The sequence below is a fragment of the Parageobacillus caldoxylosilyticus NBRC 107762 genome (assembly GCF_000632715.1).
GTDB lineage: Bacteria > Bacillota > Bacilli > Bacillales > Anoxybacillaceae > Saccharococcus > Saccharococcus caldoxylosilyticus.
The window spans coordinates 83,634-100,372 of the sequence record NZ_BAWO01000008.1; the positions used below are offsets into that span (position 1 = coordinate 83,634).

Sequence of the window (16,739 nt, forward strand, 5' to 3'; positions counted from 1 at the left end):
GCGATTCCCATTCGCCTCCTTCGTTTTTGCTACGCCGCCCGTGTGGAAGCTTGCTTTCGCTTGAAAATCGCCTTTAATAACGGAGGGGTAACAATGGTTGTTACAAGCACTACCACGACAAGAACAGCAAACAAATCAGGCGGCAACAGCTTTGTCTCCAATCCGATTCCGGCGATAATTAACGCCACTTCACCACGGGAAACCATTCCGGCCCCAACAGCAAGCGCGCTATTCCAGGAAAATCCAGCCAGTTTTGCTCCCAACGCAGCGCCGACCAGTTTCGTCAATACGGCTAATACGCTTAATCCGAGCAGAAGCCAAATATGCTCAAACACGCCGGAAAATTCGACGGCCACCCCGATGGAAGTAAAAAAGACTGGTACAAAAATGGCGTAACCAATCGTTTCGGTTTTTTCAAACACTTCTTTCCTATAATTCGTAAAACTGACAGCTAATCCAGCGATATATGCACCGATAATCGCCGCCACTCCCGTGACTTCCGCAAAACAGGCAAAAGCAAAGCAGACAATCAAGCCAGCAGAAATAACCGATTCCGTCACACGCAACGGGGCAAACAGCCGCAACACAAGCGGAACGACTCTCCATGCCAATAAAATGGCAACGACAAAGAACGCAACCTTTTTCAAAATGATCGCACCAAGATGGACATCGCTGCCGGTCAAACTCATTAAAAACGCAAGCGCAATGATGACGAGAATATCGTCAATGACCGCCGCCCCTAAAATTGCCGAGCCTTCCTTCGATTTCAGCTGATCCATTTCCTTCAATGCCTGCACGGAGATGCTGACGCTTGTCGCTGATAGCAACAGGCCAAGGAATACTGCCTTTTCAGCCGATAACCCCATTCCCGCTCCGGCTGCATATCCCAGGACAAGCGGAACAATGATGCCAAGGACACCGACATATGTCGCAGCTTTTCCTGTCCGCTTAAATTGTTCTACATCTGTTTCTAATCCAGCAATAAACATTAACAAAATAACACCGATTTGACTGATTTCCTTTAAAACTTCCGTATCCTCCACAACCCCTAATACGCTTGGCCCAAGTACGATACCAATCAACAATTTTCCAAGCACAGCCGGCTGTCCGCACCGTACGGCTACATCCCCCGCAATTTTCGAGGCAAATAAAATCGCTGCTAACTGGGCAATTAACATTGCTCACTCTCCTTTTTCATTATTTTTGTCTCAATTAAAATACGGTTAGCATGTATAATGGTTTCATCTTAATGAAAAACTGGAAAACGCCTGTTCCGTTTTCTTCTGAAAATAACATGTTCCTTATGCTCCGCACTATATCCACATTTATGTCGTATCGAGTAAAAAAATTGACAATAGGAAAAGTTAGATATATGTTGATAACAAATCCTTTTTGTTACAAATTGTTATTTCAACCAGACAGCGAATGGAGGCAGTAAAAATGACCAGCACGAATACTACATCTAAAAAAGATTTTTTTACCGTTATTAACGAACGGAAATCTGTGCGGAAATATGATCCTAACGTTTCCATTAGCAAAGAGGAGCTGCGCGATATCATTGAAACGGCGGGAAAAGCACCGTCAGCATGGAATTTGCAACATTGGCATTTTGTCGTTATTCACGGAAAAACAGCGCAACAGCGCCTATATCCGATCGCCTATCATCAGCAGCAAATTCTTGATGCCTCTGCCGTGATTGCGGTGTTGGGCGATTTAGAAGCGAATCGAAACACAGACGCAGTATATGATCCATTAGTGCAACAAGGACAAATATCAAAGGAGACGAAGGAACGGATTGCTCAACAAATTGAAATGGCATATACCAATAAACAGTATGTTCGCGACGCGGCATTCCAAAACGCTGCGCTTGCCGCCATGCAGCTGATGCTGGCAGCGACGGCAAAAGGATGGGCAACATGCCCGATCGGCGGTTTTGATGTCAACCAATTTAAGCAGGCTTTTCATATTTCCGACCGCTATATTCCAACTATGCTTATTACGATTGGCAAAAGCATTGCCCCTGCCCGCCATACAACACGGCTGCCAGTTGAGGCCATTACGACATGGGTGGAGCAATAACGGTATAACCGGATCATCTATCAAAAAAGATGGCCCGCTTTGCAGGTCATCTTTTTTGATAAGCTGGAAAAGCTAAATGAACCGTTGTGCCTTTGCCGATTTCACTTTTGATTTCCAATTTCCCTTTATGTTCCTGGGCAATTTTCATGCTGGTGGTGAGTCCAAGCCCCACCCCTTTTTCTTTTAGCGTAAAAAACGGTTCGCCAATTTTTTTCAGCCGCTCTTTCGAAATGCCGACACCAGTATCAGAAACGGTGATATGAATGACTTCCTCTTCCTCCCATACGCGTAAACGAATATCTCCTCCATTTGGCATCGCTTCAATCGCATTTTTTATGATATTGATAAACACTTGGATAATTTGATTCTGATCACCATACATGCACGCTTTTGGCACATTGTTATGCACGGAAATAGAAACGTTGTTCAATGTAGCCTCGTGCCCGATTAAATTAATGACATATCCGATCACGTCGCTAAGAAAAAACGGCTTATAGTCATGGCTTTGCGGCTTGGCTAACACTAGCAGCTCGCTGACAATTTGATTAATCCGTTCCAGCTCGCTCGATATAATATCCATGTAGACGTCGTTTACTTCCCGAGTTTCTCGCATCACTTGAATGAATCCTTTCATCGAGGTCAACGGGTTGCGGATTTCATGGGCGATTCCCGCGGCAAGTTCTCCTAATACAGACAGCTTTTCTTTTTTTAATAACAGCGATTCTGCTAACTTTTGCTGCGTAATATCACGGCCGATCGTCAACAGCCCTTTTCTGGCTCCGTTTTCTTCAAAAAGCGGCACTTTGATGACATCGAATGTTTTGATCTCACAGTCAACGGTTTGGAACGACTCCTCACAGCGGGTCAGCTTTCCTTTTTCCCACGCTTCTTGATCTGATTCGATGCATTGTTCAAACGCCTCTTTAAAGAACGGCACCATCTCGCCAAGTTCCCGGTCCGTTTTTCCTTCATACTCCACGTTTTCTAAGCAGTAAAGCCGCCGCCCAAAATCGTTGACGCGCAGCCAGCGCCCTTGGCTATCTTTAAAACAAACAAAGTCAGGCATCGAGTTAATCAACGTGGAAAGCTGCTGTTCATTTTCCACCACTTTTTCTAGCTGTTCACTCTTTTTTAGCATATGATAAAGAAAAATAATAGAAAGGAGAACAAAAACAGCTCCTTTAGCCGTGCCAATGATGACATACAAATCATGACTAATATGGGAGAAATGAAGAATTCCATCCGTTACAATCAACCAGCAAATGCTAAATAGTGAATAACCTGCAATAACTTTTGATTTTGCGGACACCGTATCATCGAACTCCTAACTTGCAAAATGGTAATCAATGTTGGAATAGGGAAAAAGCGGCGAAGCTAAAAAGCGCCCCACCGCTTGTCCATCTCTCGCGTCTTTTGCTGTGTTTACATTTCATGCACCCAATATAGCAATTTATTGACAAGCATCTCGAGCTGTTCTTGTGCAACTACCCTTTTTAATGAAGAAGCTAAACGCTCTCTTAATGTTTCCGGTTCTTCTTCGTAACGAAGGAAAAAGGACCATTCCAGATCAGGGATCGCCACCACCATGTATTCTTCTTTTTTATTTTCATAAATGTAAACTTTGGCCGGTGTTTGCTCGTCCGATATGATTGCTTTTCGAATTTTCATTGTGATCCCCCATCCTTTGCAGCATCTTATATTTTCTATATTTTAACAAATGGATGCCGTCTACTCAACATAAATCATTTTCCGCGTCATCCCGCCGTCAATGACGATATTTGTCCCAGTAATAAAATCGTTTTCATCATGGCATAAATAAAGACAAGCGCGTGCAATATCTTCCGGCTTGCCGACACGCCCGGCCGGATGCTGCGCATGATCTATTTCTCGCAACTTCCCATAATCCCCTGTTTCAATCCATCCTGGACTGATCGCATTTACGCGGATATAATCGCCGGCAAACGAAACGGCTAAAGCATGGGTTAGCGATAAAATTCCGCCTTTCGAAGCAGCATATGCTTCTGAATTCGGTTCAGACATGAGCGCCCTTGTAGACGCAATGTTGACAATCGCTCCGCCGTTTGCGTTTTTTCGCATATATTTTGCCGCCTCACGCGAGGCAAAAAAGACGCTGCGCAAATTAGTGTGAAGCACATCCTCCCATTCTTCCACCGTCAGCTCATATGGAGATTTCCATCTTGATACACCGGCATTATTAATTAAATAATGCAAGCATCCATACGTTTCAAACGCTACTTTCATAAGGCGTTCAATTTCGTCCACTTTTCGAACATCTGTTGGAACAAAACGGGCTTCCCTTCCTTTTTCCCGCAGCGCTAACGCAAGCTGTTCTCCTTTTTCTTCCGCAATATCAGCGATGACAACCTTCGCTCCTTTTTCGGCAAACATAGTGGCGATCGCTTTTCCAATTCCATTCGCCCCACCAGTTACGATGGCAACTTTTCCGGAAAAATTCACTGCTCCTCAACCTCTTCTTTCTTTATTTTAACTAGTCAAGGACTGCTGCATGAATGCGCTATTCCATCCTCAAACAATTAGTATATCATCTGTACGGTAAAAATTCATTTCACAAAAAAGACCGCAGCAGTGCGGTCTTTTTATAAAGGTTAGCGGTACGGCATATATGGAACTGAGAAAAACGGACTGTACGGCGCCATCCCTCCATAGTAGGAAGTCGGGCCATAATACGGCATTGCCCCATACGGCATCATTGAACCGTACATAGGAAACGAAACAGCCGGAGCCATTCCTGTTGTCGGAAACATTGGTGCCGGCGCCGGAGCAGCAGGGCTTGCCATCCCACTAACTGTTCCCGGCATTTGTCCTGTATACGGGACAGCCATTTCTCCATCCTGCATCGGTGCGGAAATATGGTCATCGCTGATCGGTGCAGCAGCCATATTTGGCATCGCTTCCGTGCCAATCGGCATCGCGTGAGGAGCCATGTCAGAACTCATGTCAGAACTATCGATATCGCCATGCATAACGTGCGGAATGCCTCCTGCGACTGGATGGCACCAATGGATCGGCGGACAGCAATACATCGGCATCACTGGATAAAAGGCGGTTGGCATCGGTGTCGGCGGTGGGGCAATGTTGGAAGCAACCGGCATCGGTGCCATCGGCGGGATATTGTTGGAAGCAATCGGCATTTGTTCCGGCGGTGGGAAATTGTTGTCTACTCTCTCCATTTCATCATCTATTCTTTGTTCTCCATCATAGCCTTGTTCAGAAAAAAATGGATCATTCATATACGAATCCCAGTTATTCATATTCCTCTCCCCTTCATTTTTCTTCAGGTATGCCTATGATACATACCCATCCATATTGTATGTGAGAACAAACAAAGGGTGTTTACCTAAACAAAAATGGGTATTTATCCTAAATCGTTATTGCGCTATGATAATGTCTGTCATCACATTCATCGATTGAGGTGGGCAAACGATGGATGAAGCATTAGCAGCTAAGCTTCTTGATGAATTGCGTCACGGGAAGATTTCGGAGCTGCTAGTAAAAAAAGAAGATTTTCTTACCTTTCGCAACGTTCTTGTAAGGCAAAGCGACTTTAAACATTTCCGCGGCATTGCCCAGCGGGGGGGAGACGTTATTTATCACTATCTTCAAACCCCACGAAGCTAACTGTTCATCCATTTCCAATGAATGCCGATTTCCTTATGTGGAAATCGGCATTTTTTCGTGACGGAGAAATTTCCAGCATGTCTATCAAACTAGTAATATCAATGGATGACGCGATTTTCCAACATTTAGATAATGATAGAATCAAAAATCCTTGTTACTCTAGTAACGAACTCACAAGAAGGAGGGAATTTTATGAAAAAGATAAGGAAATGGATATTAGCTCCTGTTCTCTGCGGCGCCTTTCTATTTGGAGGCCATGCGGATGCAGCGACTACACATACAGTAAAACCAGGGGAAACGCTCTGGAAGATTGCCAAACAACATGGGGTTCCACTAAAACAGTTGCAAAAGCAGAATAATAAGTATACCGATTTGCTATTCCCTGGCGAAAAGCTAGTTATTCCGAATTCCACCATTTCTGCGAGTGAGAAAGATTTATTGGCCCGCCTTGTTCACGCTGAGGCGAAAGGAGAGCCGTATGCAGGAAAGGTTGCCGTAGCAACCGTTGTGTTAAACCGTGTCGACCATCCGGATTTTCCGGATACGATTCGTGCTGTCATTTATGAGCGCTCTGGCGGCCATTATGCATTCACGCCGGTCCAAAATGGAACGATTAATGAACCAGCCGACCGTGAATCGTATCGCGCCGTTGAAGAAGCCCTTGCTTTTCGCGGTTTAGGAAATGGTTCCTTGTACTTTTATAATCCAAAAACGGCGAAAAGCAAATGGGTAAGCTCAAGACAAGTCACTGTTGTAATTGGAAACCACGTATTTGCCAAATAAGAAAGGAGCTTTTTGCGAGCTCCTTTCTTTTTTCATAAAAAACTTTACTTAAACAAGAAAATAAGGCAAACTATAACAAAAGAAAAAATATGAAAAGGAGAATATGGATGATGAAAAAAGCGAAAATTGGCGATATTATCGAGTTTAAGAACGGATTGCGCGGGATTGTGGAAAAGGTAAATGAAAACTCTGTCATCGTGGATCTAACGTACATGAAAAATTATCGGGAATTAGATTTACAAGAACGAACTGTCGTCAATCATAAGAATTACAAAATTGTTGAAGAGGCTGCTTTCTAAAACAGCCTCTTTTCGCTTTTAGTTAAAAAATACAAGCTAACTGATCTGATTCATATATATGCGTACCGGCTTGGCAAGAAATCGCGCTGTAAAACATCGCGAGAGCAAGCCGTTTGACATTGACCTGCTTATATTTTTTCCATTTTCCGGGCTTGCCCCAAGCAATTAAAGCCGTCCTGCGCTCCAAAGCCAATACCTCTAACCAAAAACTTCAATGTTCATTATATATAACTTTGGCCAAAAAGACTACTATTTTTTTCTTGCACAAATTGGCATAACGCTTTATGAATGGAAAATGCCGATCAACGGTTATCGACTTTTTCCGGATACAAATCGTGGTTCATTAAGCGATATTCCGCCATTTTCTCATACTTTGTTCCAGGACGGCCCCAGTTGCAATACGGATCGATCGAAATGCCGCCGCGCGGCGTGAATTTCCCCCATACTTCAATATAGCGCGGCTCCATCACTTTAATTAAATCGTTCATAATAATATTGACGCAGTCTTCATGGAAATCGCCATGATTGCGGAAGCTGAATAAATACAGTTTCAAAGATTTGCTTTCGACGCATTTTTTATCGGGAATATAGCTAATGTAAATCGTCGCGAAGTCCGGTTGTCCGGTTTTTGGACATAGAGATGTGAACTCCGGACAATTGAACTTCACGAAATAATCACGGTCAGGGTGTTTATTTTCGAATACTTCCAACACCTCTGGACTGTATTCGAATAAATATTTCGTGCCTTGGTTGCCTAATAGCGTAAGATCTTTTAATTCTTCCTCTTTTCTGCCTGCCATCGTTTTTCCCCTTTCCTCATCGTTCTTTGAATTTACACGCCACGTTTGTTTCCCCACAGGAGGGTGTGCAACTGCGGCAAGACGCGCACGTCATTTAGTTCGTTCGACTGCGCCACTTTTTCCACGAGCCACTCCAGCCTTGCCAAAAGCTGTGTGCGCAGCGCGGCATCGTCCGCTTCTGCTGTATCGGCATTGCCGACTTGCAAATAAAACGGGATGCCCGGATAGCGCCGGTGCACCCTTTTCGCATAGTCGAAATCGATGTCATCGAACACGACGACCTTTAAGCTCATATGAGACGCCCGTCCCGCGTCCGCCAACTTTTTCACGATGTGATCGAGCATGGCAAAATCAGTATCCATGCCTGAACTTGGCGGTTTTGGCGAAATAGTTACCTCATCGATATGGTACAGCCAGTCCTGCCAACGGCTTCCTTGCGTTTCGACGGCAAGACGAATCCCTTTCTTTTTTAAGAGCAAAACGAGTTCTTCTAGCGCTGAAATAAGAACAGGATTTCCTCCCGAGATGGTCACATGGCTGAAGCGGTCACCGCCAAGTTCATACAGCCGTTCCCAAATTTGCTCCGCCGTCATTGGCCGAATTTCCTCTTTTGCCGACCCGTCCCATGTAAAAGCGGAATCGCACCAGCGGCAGCGGTAATCGCAGCCGGCGGTGCGGACGAACATCGTTTTTTGCCCGATCACCATCCCTTCGCCTTGGATCGTCGGTCCAAAAATTTCAAGCACGGGAATCGTTTTCTCCATTATCGTTCCCCCGCTTTTGGCCGATACACAACATAGCTTGTCGGCGTTTCCCTCACGAACACTTGCAAACACGTTGGTTTATTCGGCAGTGTATCAAGATACGCTTGCACCGTTTCATATATTTTGCGGGCGATGACCTCGCTTGTCGGAAAATCGTTGCTGTTTTTATCATTGAACCAATCTTGGTGTTCATTCATTAGCGAATGATCCAGTTTCCCATGAATAAGCTTTTTCAACTCTTGAAAATTTACTAAAAACCCCGCATCATCGAGTTCGTCGCCTGCCACCGTAATGTTTACGGTGTATATATGGCCATGCATGTTTGCGCATTTTCCCGCTTTCTCATGAGGAATAAAATGAGCGGCAGCAATATGCATATCTTTATTCAATTCGTATCGGTAATTGTGAAATACTTGCGGATAAAGTTGATGTATCATAATTGAGTTATCCCTTCCTTTTCTTTCATATACTCTTCAAGCCCTCGTCTTCGCAACACGCAAGCTGGACATTCCCCGCAGCCGTCAGCGATGATCCCGTTATAACAAGTTAACGTTTTTGTTCGCACAAATTCAAACGCGCCAAGCTCATCGGCGAGCTTCCACGTCTGCGCTTTCGTCAGCCACATTAATGGCGTATGGATGACAAATTGGTAATCCATCGCTAAATTCAATGTTACGTTTAATGATTTAATAAATATATCGCGGCAATCTGGATAGCCGCTGAAATCCGTTTCACATACGCCTGTGACAAGATGGCGCGCACCTTTTTGCTTTGCGAGCACCGCGGCAAACGACAAAAACAATAAATTTCGCCCATCGACGAACGTCGACGGCAATTGCCCCTCCTTTTGTTCGATGGCGATCTCGCTTCTTGTCAAGGCGTTTGGTGCTAATTGATTCAATAGCGACATATCGAGCACCGTGTGAGGAACATGAAGCTCCTTGGCAATCGCAGACGCCACTTCAATCTCCAAGCGATGGCGCTGTCCGTAATCAAACGTCACCGCTTCTACTTCCGCAAATTGCTTTAGCGCCCAAAATAAACATGTCGTGCTATCCTGGCCGCCGCTAAAGACGACTACCGCTTTTTCCATTTTCATTTCTCTTTGCACTCCCTTCCGCTTTTTCCAGAAGAAGAGGCATTCTAAAACAAAAAGACTATACCCCCAAGGATATAGCCATCCCTAGTTTTTTATAGAGGGTTGTTCTAGAAACCTCTCCCGTACGTTCGTACGGATTTTTTCTTCTGTTTTCCCTCTTAACTATACCACATTTAGCTTTTTGGTTGCATTATTTTTTTATTTTATTGGCTGCCGTCACATATATGTATAAAGCTGGAATATAGAAAACGACGATATACAGGCCGATCGTAGAGATCCATTTGTTTAACCGTTCGATTTGTTCTTTTTCTTCGAACCACAGCGTCCCGATAAATAATAATAACAAAACCATGGGAACAAAACGGCGCTGCTTGATGGAAAACAATTTTTTCGCAATGCGCGAAGCCGACCATACCGCGATGCAAATAATCGGAAATACCACCAACACATAAACGGAAATGATAATGTATTCCATCCTTTCAATAAACGGTACTTCCGGAATTTTCGCCAGTGTTAATGTAGGCCAAGTGATATGCTGGATTTGTTCCTCATTATAAAAAGTAATCGCGATCAGCATCACACTTAAATAGAGAAGAGTCGTAAACGCATTGCCCCATTGCGCCCATTTAAGCGACTTTTCCGGCTGTTTGATAAACGGGTAATATACAAGCAGCATTTCCATTCCCAAATATTGCAGTGACATTGCTTTCGCGCCCGAAAAAATTTCACCGATAGAATGATCAAATATCGGCAGCAAATTGCGATAATGGGCGTATTCAAGCGGGAAAAACAACATTGGGAAAATGGTGAGCAACGGAATCACAACGCTCCAAAAACATAACCCCGTGACAACGCGAAATCCTCCTAATACGGCGTAATAAGTCAGCACTAAAAAAATAAGGCTGAACTGCCATGCCCCCATCAGGGGAAACATCCAAATTTTGATAATCTCAATATAGGTTTGCAATACCGTAAACGCCAATAAAGAAAAATAAACAAGCAAAGCGAAACTAAAGACAAAGCCGGCCCATTTGCCGAAATAGCGTTGGTGTATAGAAACGATATCTTCAGCGTTAGGGGAATGAGCGAAAAGTTTATACATGACCCAAATTAATAAATGGGCAATGATTCCTGTTAGGATAACAGCTATCCATGCATCGTGCCCCGCCTCTTTCATCACCAAGCGTTGAAAACTGAGCATTCCAATTCCTACTTGAGTGCCAGTGATGAGAAAAAACACCAAAAAGGGCGAGACAAGAAATCGTTCTTTCGTCGCCTGACTCATATAAATACCTCCCTATCCGCTCGTGTCACTCACCGATCCCTGTTTGTATAATGTCGACAGTTACATGCGGTTTGATTTCTAAATCTTTATATTCACGATAAAACTCGACTGCATTCCAATTTCTTGTTTCGCTGCGAACAAATTCGCCAATGCCAAGCGGATCAATCTCTTTTTCTTGAAAATAACGGAGCAGGCGGCGAATATCGTTCTCCATTTCGTCTTCCATCTTCTTTTTCACCATAGAAAAAATCTTTTTATGCGGTACATCTAGCCAAGATGGATAATCTCTGACAGAAGCGTGAATATGGACAAAAATATGCAGAACATGGCGGTGGCCTTTCTTTTTCCACTCATATTTGGATGTCGCAAATAAATTTTGTAGCATCACCCGGTCTTCGCCTTGTTTTCCCCGATTCCCTACTTTTAACTGATATACTCCATTTTTTGTTTCATTTAATAAAATTTTTACCAAAAAAGAATCACGCAAACTCACTTTTCCCACATATTTCCCATCTTTAAATAACGCAAGCCCTTCTAATTTTACAAAATTCCCCTTTTTCTCAAAATAAGGCAAAAACGGATCGCTTCCTTTTGAAAAATAGTTGTATAAAAACAAATGTAAATTCGTTTTTGGCAAATTCATCGAACTGGCATTTTGTTCGACTAGATTAGGCAAGTAGAGAGTATCGCTTAAAGTAGTGTTCGTCGTAATATCCAATAGCTCACGTGCGCTTCCTGCTGATACGCCTAACAGCAAATGGCTTCCTACCTTATTGTTGCGGGCCAAACTATGGACGATTTGCGTAATTCCCCGTTTCGCAAATTCTTTGCCAAACAAAATTAGGCGAAGCTGCCCTTCCTCAATCGGCAATGCCGACTTGGAAGAAAGGCGGGGGATTAAATCATAAACGGTTGGCGAAGACGTCGTTAATAAGTTTGGCTTCGTCATCGGTCCTTGTTTAAACGTCGGGTATACCGCCGTTCCCACATATTTTCCGTCATGAAAGTCATAGCCCATTTCTTGAATAATTTGAACTTCATCAATAACGCGCGAGCTTTTGCAGCCGGCAAGCAAGAGCAGCGATGCGGCAATGACCAAAGGCAGCCTCATATTTGACCCCTTTCTTACTCATCGATATCGTCTTTTTGTTTCGCTTTCAGCGGATTATAACGGAACAAAGCAAGCGGGCGAAGAAACGTCGGTCGCTCTGCTGTTTGGCTGTATGAGGAACGAATAATACTATCTTTGAAATTGCGAACGCGCAGCGGATAAAACGGAACTAAATATGGATTGCCAAATGATTGAAGCCTTCCTAAATGAATTAATAAGAAACAAACGGCGAAAATAATCCCGACTCCGCCCCAAAGCGCCGAAAATAAAATAATTGGAAAGCGGATGAAGCGGATTGTATTAGACATTTTAAAAATCGGTGTCGTAAAGGAAGCTAAAGCGGCGAGTGAAACGATAATAAGCATGATGGTGCTTGTCAACCCCGCTTCCACTGAAGCTTGTCCGATAACAATACCGCCGACAATCCCGAGCGTTTGCGCTACTTTTGTCGGCAGACGCGCCCCTGCTTCACGAAGCAGCTCGATGGTGATTTCTAAAAATAATACTTCCAATATCGGCGGAAACGGCACGTTAGAACGGGAAAAGATAATCGGCCCAAGCAAATCTTTCGGAATCATTTCATAGTGATACGTTAATACCGCAATATAAACCGGCGAGGCCAGCACGGAAAACATAACGCCAAAAAAACGGATCAGCCGGAAAAAGGAGCCAAGCACCCACGGCAAATAATAATCTTCCGGCGAGGTAAAAAAATCGAAAAAAGTCGACGGGCCGATGACAACATACGGCGAGCCGTCGCAAAGAATAACAACTTGACCAGATGCGAGCGCATAAATGGCACGGTCAACCCGTTCCGTTGAGATAAAAAGCGGAAACGGAGAATTCGAGTTATCGGAAAGTATTTGATCAATAAGGGAATTGTCAAAAATAATGTCAAAATTGATATTTTCGAGCCGCTGGATCACGGTTTCAATCGTCTGCTTATTCGTAATGCCATCGATATACGCGACGACAACTTTCGTTTTTGACATCGTACCAAGCGGCATTTCCCGAAACACTAAATTTGGGGTTGCAATTTGCCTTCTGATTAAATGCAAGTTAGTCCCAACGTTTTCGACAAATCCAACTTTCGGGCCGACGACACTAAATTCATTTTCTGAATCATTGTTCGGCCGCAACCCTAAACTTTCATTCGCTACATTAATGAGTGCGACACGGTTATCTGTCTTTTGAAACTGAACAGCCACAAACCCTTTTAATATTTTTTCTTCGATCATCTGCACATCGTTCGTTACTTCAATTCGCTGAATCGGAATGATTTTTTGCAAATCCTCGAGCGTAATAGTTGGATGCTTCGGCACGTCATTTTGCAGATGGCAGAGAATGTGTTGCTGCAGCACCTTCGGATCCACTAGCGAATCAAAATAGTAAATGGCAAGCAAATGACCGTTTACGGCAAACTCGACTGTTATGAAATCACTAGATTGCCGCAGCTTATTCAATAATTGCTGCAGCGTTTTTTCCTCACCGTTTGTCTTCGTTTCTTTAAAAAAGGAAAAAATGGACATAACGATCCCCTCGTACTTGCCGTTTAAGAGATAGTCTTCCAATCGGACTTTTGTTTTATTCGCTTCATATATACCTAAATATTCTGAATGTATTGAAAGAAACAGATACTAGGAGGAGAGCAATGGTGAGCCAGCTGACAAAACGACGACGGGCGAAACAAGGCTAGAAAAAATCGTACATCGCTTTCATGAATCCTTGGCAAAACAGCCGTTTTCCCGCATGATTGGTGCGGAAAAACGCCTGCTGTTACGGACGCGGCACTTTGCGCGCCCATAATAGAAAAAGAAACGCAAAACTAATGTAGCCAAATAGCGGATACAAAAACGATAAGAGCTCACTGTAGCGGAACAAACTGACAATATATAGGACGATAAACAGCACGGCAAGAAACAAGGTGTTAGGAATAGAAACGAGCGTGCGCGCCTGCCGCTGCAGGCCAAAAATGCCGCCGATAATGGACGTAAAAATTTCCCCGTAAATCACAATAATATACACCCAGTAAAAAACGGCAAAAAACGAACGGATCACTTCCGCCATCGGAATATCGTAATTCATTGCATACGGAAACGATAAGAGAACAAAATGGCTGCTTAATAAAATGCCGGTAAGCAGCAGCCCTCCAAGCACCGCGCCGCGCCGCACTGTGCGTTCGTCTTCCGCCTCGCAAGCCAGCGGCACGAGCACAGGCTGCGCCATCGCCAAGTTAAACGCCGCATACGAAAATGGGGAAAGAAATGCTTTTAATGAATAATCTGTCGCTTCAAGCCCCGTTCCGCACCATTCGCCCATGGTGATCAGCTTTCCAAGCGCAATGGCGCTAAATAGCACCATCATCGGAACAATCAAGGCGTTTACGCCAAATAGCCCTTTTATATCGTACATCATGACCAGCAGCGATAAACATAACGTCGCTACAATTCCGATTTGCCGCGGCAGCCCAAGCTGCTCCTCAAACACCGCCCCTGCTCCGGCCATCATCACGGCGGTGACTCCGATAATCATCAACGTCATCATGATAGAAATAACTGGGCTCATTGCCTTGCCAAATAAATAGCGGTTAAACTGTTGATAAGAAGCGGCCTTCACTTTCCGCGCCATTACCATCATGCGCGCGCCGCCCCACGTAAACAAGCTGCCGCTAATGATAATGCCGATCGTTCCGGACGTTCCGTATTGCGTAAAAAATTCAATAATCTCTTTTCCCGTGGCAAATCCCGCGCCAACGACGGTGCCGACGTAAACAGCGGCGATTTGCCAAGCATCCGACCATTTTCCAGCCACTTCTGCCATTCCCCTCTCCTTGTCCACTATTTACTCCCATATATATGTCGGCATGATCCAATAAAGACGGGATGACAGTAAAAAAGGATGCCGCTATATGGACATCCTTTTATCTTTTTTGCCGAGAAGACTCCCACCTCTAAGCGAAGCATAGGTGGGGGATGAATCGGCATTTTTTGTTTTTTTGTAATCGTAATAGTTGAAAAACTTTCTTCTTCTGTCATAAAATATAAATAAATATACCGAACTTATGTTCTGTTAAAGGTGAAGAAAAGATGAAAAAGGCTTATTTTTCGAGAAGATTGTATAAATCAGAAATGGATATTCTTCATGTGACAGAAACATCTTATGCATTAGAGTTATTCAATCAAGCGAAACGTTTCGCTTTTCAAACGCTGGTCCGGGAAAAACGATGGGGACGAAAATGGTATCCAAGTCTGCATATCGCTGTGAAGGAAAAATACGGACTGAACGATTATTTCGCCAACAGCGCAGTCCGGGAAGCAAATGCTCTTTTCTCCTCTCTAATGGAATTAAATAAAATACACGTTCAACAGACAGAAGAAAAAATAAAAGATGTGAAGAAAAAACGGAAAACAGAACGAACCAAACTGACGAAATTACTCAAAATGAAAGAGAGTTGTATCAAAGGAAACTTACGGTTTCCAAAAAATACAAACTTTGTTTTGCATAAGAGCGGAATCATTTCTCTTGAATTAAAAAACAGATCTTTGATTTGGATGAATTCCTATTTGTTTGAACATCGTTATTTAGATATGAAAATTAAACGGACTAAAGCAAAAGTCGGTTGTTTAAAACATCGTTTAGATAGATTAGAACAAAAGAAAACGAAATTAAAAGAGCATATCCCAAGTGTCGTGTTCGGAGGCAAAAAGTTGTTTAAACAACAATTTACGAAAGAAGAGTTTATAAAGGATCACGAAGCTTGGAGAAAGCGCTTTTTAGCTGCGCGAAATAAAGAAATGATCATCTCCGGGCGGAAAGATGCTGGTTCTGGGAATTTTGTCTTCCATTACAATCCAGAAACCAATGAACTGCATATGACCTCTGTAACAGGAAAGATAGTCACTTTTTCTGGAGTGGTGTTTCCATACGGCCAAGAAATCGTAAATAAAGCTGTGACAGATCAAATCCAATGTAAAAACAAAAAAGAATACGGAAAACCAATCGCTTGGTCCGTGGAAGATCACGGGGAATACTATATCATCAAATGTTTGGTGGATGTGGAGTCGAATCCATCTATTCATTTCTCCACCTCTGACGGAGTGATCGGAGTAGATTGCAACTATAATCACATTGCTTGGACAAATGTTTCGAAAAATGGTAACTTTTTGGAAAGTGGAAAATTAACGTTTTCGATAGAAGGTAAAACTTCTGGTCAGATTACAAAAATCATCGAAGCAGAAGCCATTGCTTTAGTGGATATTGCGGTTCGAAAGAAAAAACCTATTGTTTTGGAAAAGTTAGATACCACCTTATCCAAAACAGGGGATCGATACGGCAACAAAAAAGCAAATCGAATGAAGAGTATGTTCGCGTATCGAAAAATGATACAAGCAATCGAAAGCCGTGCCAACAAAATGGGAGTTGCTGTGACAGAAGTGAATCCGGCTTTTACTTCTGTCTCTGGGAAGCTGAAGTATATGCGTAAATTCGGTATCTCTATCCACCAAGCAGCCGCATTTACAATTGGCCGTCGAGGATTAGGATATAAAGAAAAAGCACCAAAAGTGCTTAAAAGGTATATCCCGAAAGATGCTTCTCATCATTGGAAGCATTGGTCTGTTTTAAATAAAAAGTTTTCTGTTCGTACACATATGCTGTACCATCTTTTTAATGTGAACCAACCACACCAAGGAATAGATGTATTTCACCCATCGTTGTTAGAAGAGGAAAAACATCAACTAATAAAAGCTTTAGCGTAATCAACAATGAGATTTCATTATCGCTTAGCGCTTTAAAATAAAAGAACGCATTGTACCAGTCTCTTACTCTCGTCACCGGAGCAGATGGCGATTCTAGGAGCT

Annotated in this window: 19 protein-coding genes and 1 riboswitch; of the genes, 5 read left to right on the top strand and 14 right to left on the bottom strand. The window is 43.3% G+C overall.

Features of this window, described 5'->3' with window-relative positions; all coding sequences use genetic code 11:
• Window positions 1-29: 29 nt before the first annotated feature.
• On the bottom strand, window positions 30-1,178 hold the full coding sequence (locus tag GCA01S_RS03895; RefSeq protein ID WP_042407372.1) for a cation:proton antiporter: 1,149 nt from the start codon (window positions 1,176-1,178) through the stop codon (window positions 30-32).
• A gap of 262 nt (window positions 1,179-1,440) precedes the next feature.
• Here GCA01S_RS03895 and GCA01S_RS03900 point away from each other — a divergent pair, with 262 nt between their 5' ends.
• On the top strand, window positions 1,441-2,079 hold the full coding sequence (locus GCA01S_RS03900) for a nitroreductase family protein (RefSeq protein ID WP_017434580.1): 639 nt from the start codon (window positions 1,441-1,443) through the stop codon (window positions 2,077-2,079).
• Between the two features lie 46 nt (window positions 2,080-2,125).
• Here the strand turns inward: GCA01S_RS03900 and GCA01S_RS03905 are convergent, their stop codons facing one another.
• From GCA01S_RS03905 to GCA01S_RS03920, 4 genes are all read right to left on the bottom strand, one after another.
• Entirely contained in the window at window positions 2,126-3,388 is a 1,263-nt protein-coding gene (locus tag GCA01S_RS03905; protein ID WP_017434579.1) for an ATP-binding protein, read from the bottom strand.
• A 113-nt stretch (window positions 3,389-3,501) separates the two neighbouring features.
• On the bottom strand, window positions 3,502-3,747 hold the full coding sequence (locus tag GCA01S_RS03910; protein ID WP_042407376.1) for a YueH family protein: 246 nt from the start codon (window positions 3,745-3,747) through the stop codon (window positions 3,502-3,504).
• A gap of 60 nt (window positions 3,748-3,807) precedes the next feature.
• Window positions 3,808-4,557: an SDR family NAD(P)-dependent oxidoreductase gene (locus GCA01S_RS03915; protein ID WP_017434577.1), complete on the bottom strand. Its 750-nt coding sequence runs from the start codon at window positions 4,555-4,557 to the stop codon at window positions 3,808-3,810.
• A 149-nt stretch (window positions 4,558-4,706) separates the two neighbouring features.
• Window positions 4,707-5,372, bottom strand: a complete 666-nt coding sequence (locus tag GCA01S_RS03920; RefSeq protein WP_042407377.1) for a hypothetical protein — start codon at window positions 5,370-5,372, stop codon at window positions 4,707-4,709.
• A gap of 172 nt (window positions 5,373-5,544) precedes the next feature.
• Here GCA01S_RS03920 and GCA01S_RS03925 point away from each other — a divergent pair, with 172 nt between their 5' ends.
• From GCA01S_RS03925 to GCA01S_RS03935, 3 genes are all read left to right on the top strand, one after another.
• Window positions 5,545-5,739: a hypothetical protein gene (locus tag GCA01S_RS03925; protein ID WP_017434575.1), complete on the top strand. Its 195-nt coding sequence runs from the start codon at window positions 5,545-5,547 to the stop codon at window positions 5,737-5,739.
• Window positions 5,740-5,931: 192 nt separating this feature from the next.
• Entirely contained in the window at window positions 5,932-6,522 is a 591-nt protein-coding gene (locus GCA01S_RS03930) for a cell wall hydrolase (protein ID WP_017434574.1), read from the top strand.
• 110 nt (window positions 6,523-6,632) lie between these two features.
• The gene (locus GCA01S_RS03935; RefSeq protein WP_026078411.1) at window positions 6,633-6,821 is read left to right on the top strand and encodes a YkvS family protein; all 189 of its coding nucleotides are present in this window, start codon (window positions 6,633-6,635) and stop codon (window positions 6,819-6,821) included.
• Window positions 6,822-6,843: 22 nt separating this feature from the next.
• Here the strand turns inward: GCA01S_RS03935 and GCA01S_RS19170 are convergent, their stop codons facing one another.
• From GCA01S_RS19170 to GCA01S_RS03975, 9 genes are all read right to left on the bottom strand, one after another.
• A complete protein-coding gene (locus GCA01S_RS19170) occupies window positions 6,844-7,008 on the bottom strand; it encodes a hypothetical protein (RefSeq protein ID WP_223845317.1) in 165 nt (54 codons plus the stop codon).
• Window positions 7,009-7,123: 115 nt separating this feature from the next.
• A complete protein-coding gene (gene queF / locus GCA01S_RS03940; protein WP_017434571.1) occupies window positions 7,124-7,621 on the bottom strand; it encodes a preQ(1) synthase in 498 nt (165 codons plus the stop codon).
• 32 nt (window positions 7,622-7,653) lie between these two features.
• Window positions 7,654-8,385: a 7-carboxy-7-deazaguanine synthase QueE gene (gene queE / locus GCA01S_RS03945; RefSeq protein ID WP_042407380.1), complete on the bottom strand. Its 732-nt coding sequence runs from the start codon at window positions 8,383-8,385 to the stop codon at window positions 7,654-7,656.
• A complete protein-coding gene (gene queD / locus GCA01S_RS03950; protein ID WP_017434569.1) occupies window positions 8,385-8,822 on the bottom strand; it encodes a 6-carboxytetrahydropterin synthase QueD in 438 nt (145 codons plus the stop codon). The genes queE and queD overlap by 1 nt, the downstream gene beginning before the upstream one ends.
• Window positions 8,819-9,484: a 7-cyano-7-deazaguanine synthase QueC gene (queC, locus tag GCA01S_RS03955; RefSeq protein ID WP_042407383.1), complete on the bottom strand. Its 666-nt coding sequence runs from the start codon at window positions 9,482-9,484 to the stop codon at window positions 8,819-8,821. Before queC ends, queD begins: the two co-directional genes overlap by 4 nt.
• Window positions 9,485-9,562: 78 nt before the next feature.
• Window positions 9,563-9,608: riboswitch (PreQ1 riboswitch) on the bottom strand.
• A gap of 66 nt (window positions 9,609-9,674) precedes the next feature.
• Window positions 9,675-10,769: a GerAB/ArcD/ProY family transporter gene (locus tag GCA01S_RS03960; RefSeq protein WP_042407386.1), complete on the bottom strand. Its 1,095-nt coding sequence runs from the start codon at window positions 10,767-10,769 to the stop codon at window positions 9,675-9,677.
• A gap of 25 nt (window positions 10,770-10,794) precedes the next feature.
• Window positions 10,795-11,880: a Ger(x)C family spore germination protein gene (locus GCA01S_RS03965; protein ID WP_042407389.1), complete on the bottom strand. Its 1,086-nt coding sequence runs from the start codon at window positions 11,878-11,880 to the stop codon at window positions 10,795-10,797.
• Between the two features lie 14 nt (window positions 11,881-11,894).
• Window positions 11,895-13,409 carry a spore germination protein gene (locus GCA01S_RS03970; RefSeq protein ID WP_042407391.1) on the bottom strand — a complete coding sequence of 505 codons (1,515 nt, stop codon included), beginning with the start codon at window positions 13,407-13,409 and terminating at the stop codon, window positions 11,895-11,897.
• 247 nt (window positions 13,410-13,656) lie between these two features.
• Window positions 13,657-14,700: a YkvI family membrane protein gene (locus GCA01S_RS03975; protein WP_042407394.1), complete on the bottom strand. Its 1,044-nt coding sequence runs from the start codon at window positions 14,698-14,700 to the stop codon at window positions 13,657-13,659.
• Window positions 14,701-14,966: 266 nt separating this feature from the next.
• Between GCA01S_RS03975 and GCA01S_RS03980 the strand changes: the two genes are divergently transcribed.
• Window positions 14,967-16,637, top strand: coding sequence for an IS200/IS605 family accessory protein TnpB-related protein (locus GCA01S_RS03980; RefSeq protein WP_042407397.1), 1,671 nt, complete (start codon window positions 14,967-14,969; stop codon window positions 16,635-16,637).
• Window positions 16,638-16,739: the final 102 nt, after the last annotated feature.

What these genes read in the sequence shown, in the direction of transcription:
- GCA01S_RS03895 (WP_042407372.1), bottom strand. Translation starts at nt 1,178, where the DNA reads ATGTTAATTGCCCAGTTAGCAGCGATTTTATTTGCCTCGAAAATTGCG.
- GCA01S_RS03900 (WP_017434580.1), top strand. Translation starts at nt 1,441, where the DNA reads ATGACCAGCACGAATACTACATCTAAAAAAGATTTTTTTACCGTTATT.
- GCA01S_RS03910 (WP_042407376.1), bottom strand. Translation starts at nt 3,747, where the DNA reads ATGAAAATTCGAAAAGCAATCATATCGGACGAGCAAACACCGGCCAAA.
- GCA01S_RS03920 (WP_042407377.1), bottom strand. Translation starts at nt 5,372, where the DNA reads ATGAATAACTGGGATTCGTATATGAATGATCCATTTTTTTCTGAACAA.
- GCA01S_RS03925 (WP_017434575.1), top strand. Translation starts at nt 5,545, where the DNA reads ATGGATGAAGCATTAGCAGCTAAGCTTCTTGATGAATTGCGTCACGGG.
- GCA01S_RS03930 (WP_017434574.1), top strand. Translation starts at nt 5,932, where the DNA reads ATGAAAAAGATAAGGAAATGGATATTAGCTCCTGTTCTCTGCGGCGCC.
- GCA01S_RS03935 (WP_026078411.1), top strand. Translation starts at nt 6,633, where the DNA reads ATGAAAAAAGCGAAAATTGGCGATATTATCGAGTTTAAGAACGGATTG.
- queF (WP_017434571.1), bottom strand. Translation starts at nt 7,621, where the DNA reads ATGGCAGGCAGAAAAGAGGAAGAATTAAAAGATCTTACGCTATTAGGC.
- queE (WP_042407380.1), bottom strand. Translation starts at nt 8,385, where the DNA reads ATGGAGAAAACGATTCCCGTGCTTGAAATTTTTGGACCGACGATCCAA.
- queD (WP_017434569.1), bottom strand. Translation starts at nt 8,822, where the DNA reads ATGATACATCAACTTTATCCGCAAGTATTTCACAATTACCGATACGAA.
- queC (WP_042407383.1), bottom strand. Translation starts at nt 9,484, where the DNA reads ATGAAAATGGAAAAAGCGGTAGTCGTCTTTAGCGGCGGCCAGGATAGC.
- GCA01S_RS03960 (WP_042407386.1), bottom strand. Translation starts at nt 10,769, where the DNA reads ATGAGTCAGGCGACGAAAGAACGATTTCTTGTCTCGCCCTTTTTGGTG.
- GCA01S_RS03965 (WP_042407389.1), bottom strand. Translation starts at nt 11,880, where the DNA reads ATGAGGCTGCCTTTGGTCATTGCCGCATCGCTGCTCTTGCTTGCCGGC.
- GCA01S_RS03970 (WP_042407391.1), bottom strand. Translation starts at nt 13,409, where the DNA reads ATGTCCATTTTTTCCTTTTTTAAAGAAACGAAGACAAACGGTGAGGAA.
- GCA01S_RS03975 (WP_042407394.1), bottom strand. Translation starts at nt 14,700, where the DNA reads ATGGCAGAAGTGGCTGGAAAATGGTCGGATGCTTGGCAAATCGCCGCT.
- GCA01S_RS03980 (WP_042407397.1), top strand. Translation starts at nt 14,967, where the DNA reads ATGAAAAAGGCTTATTTTTCGAGAAGATTGTATAAATCAGAAATGGAT.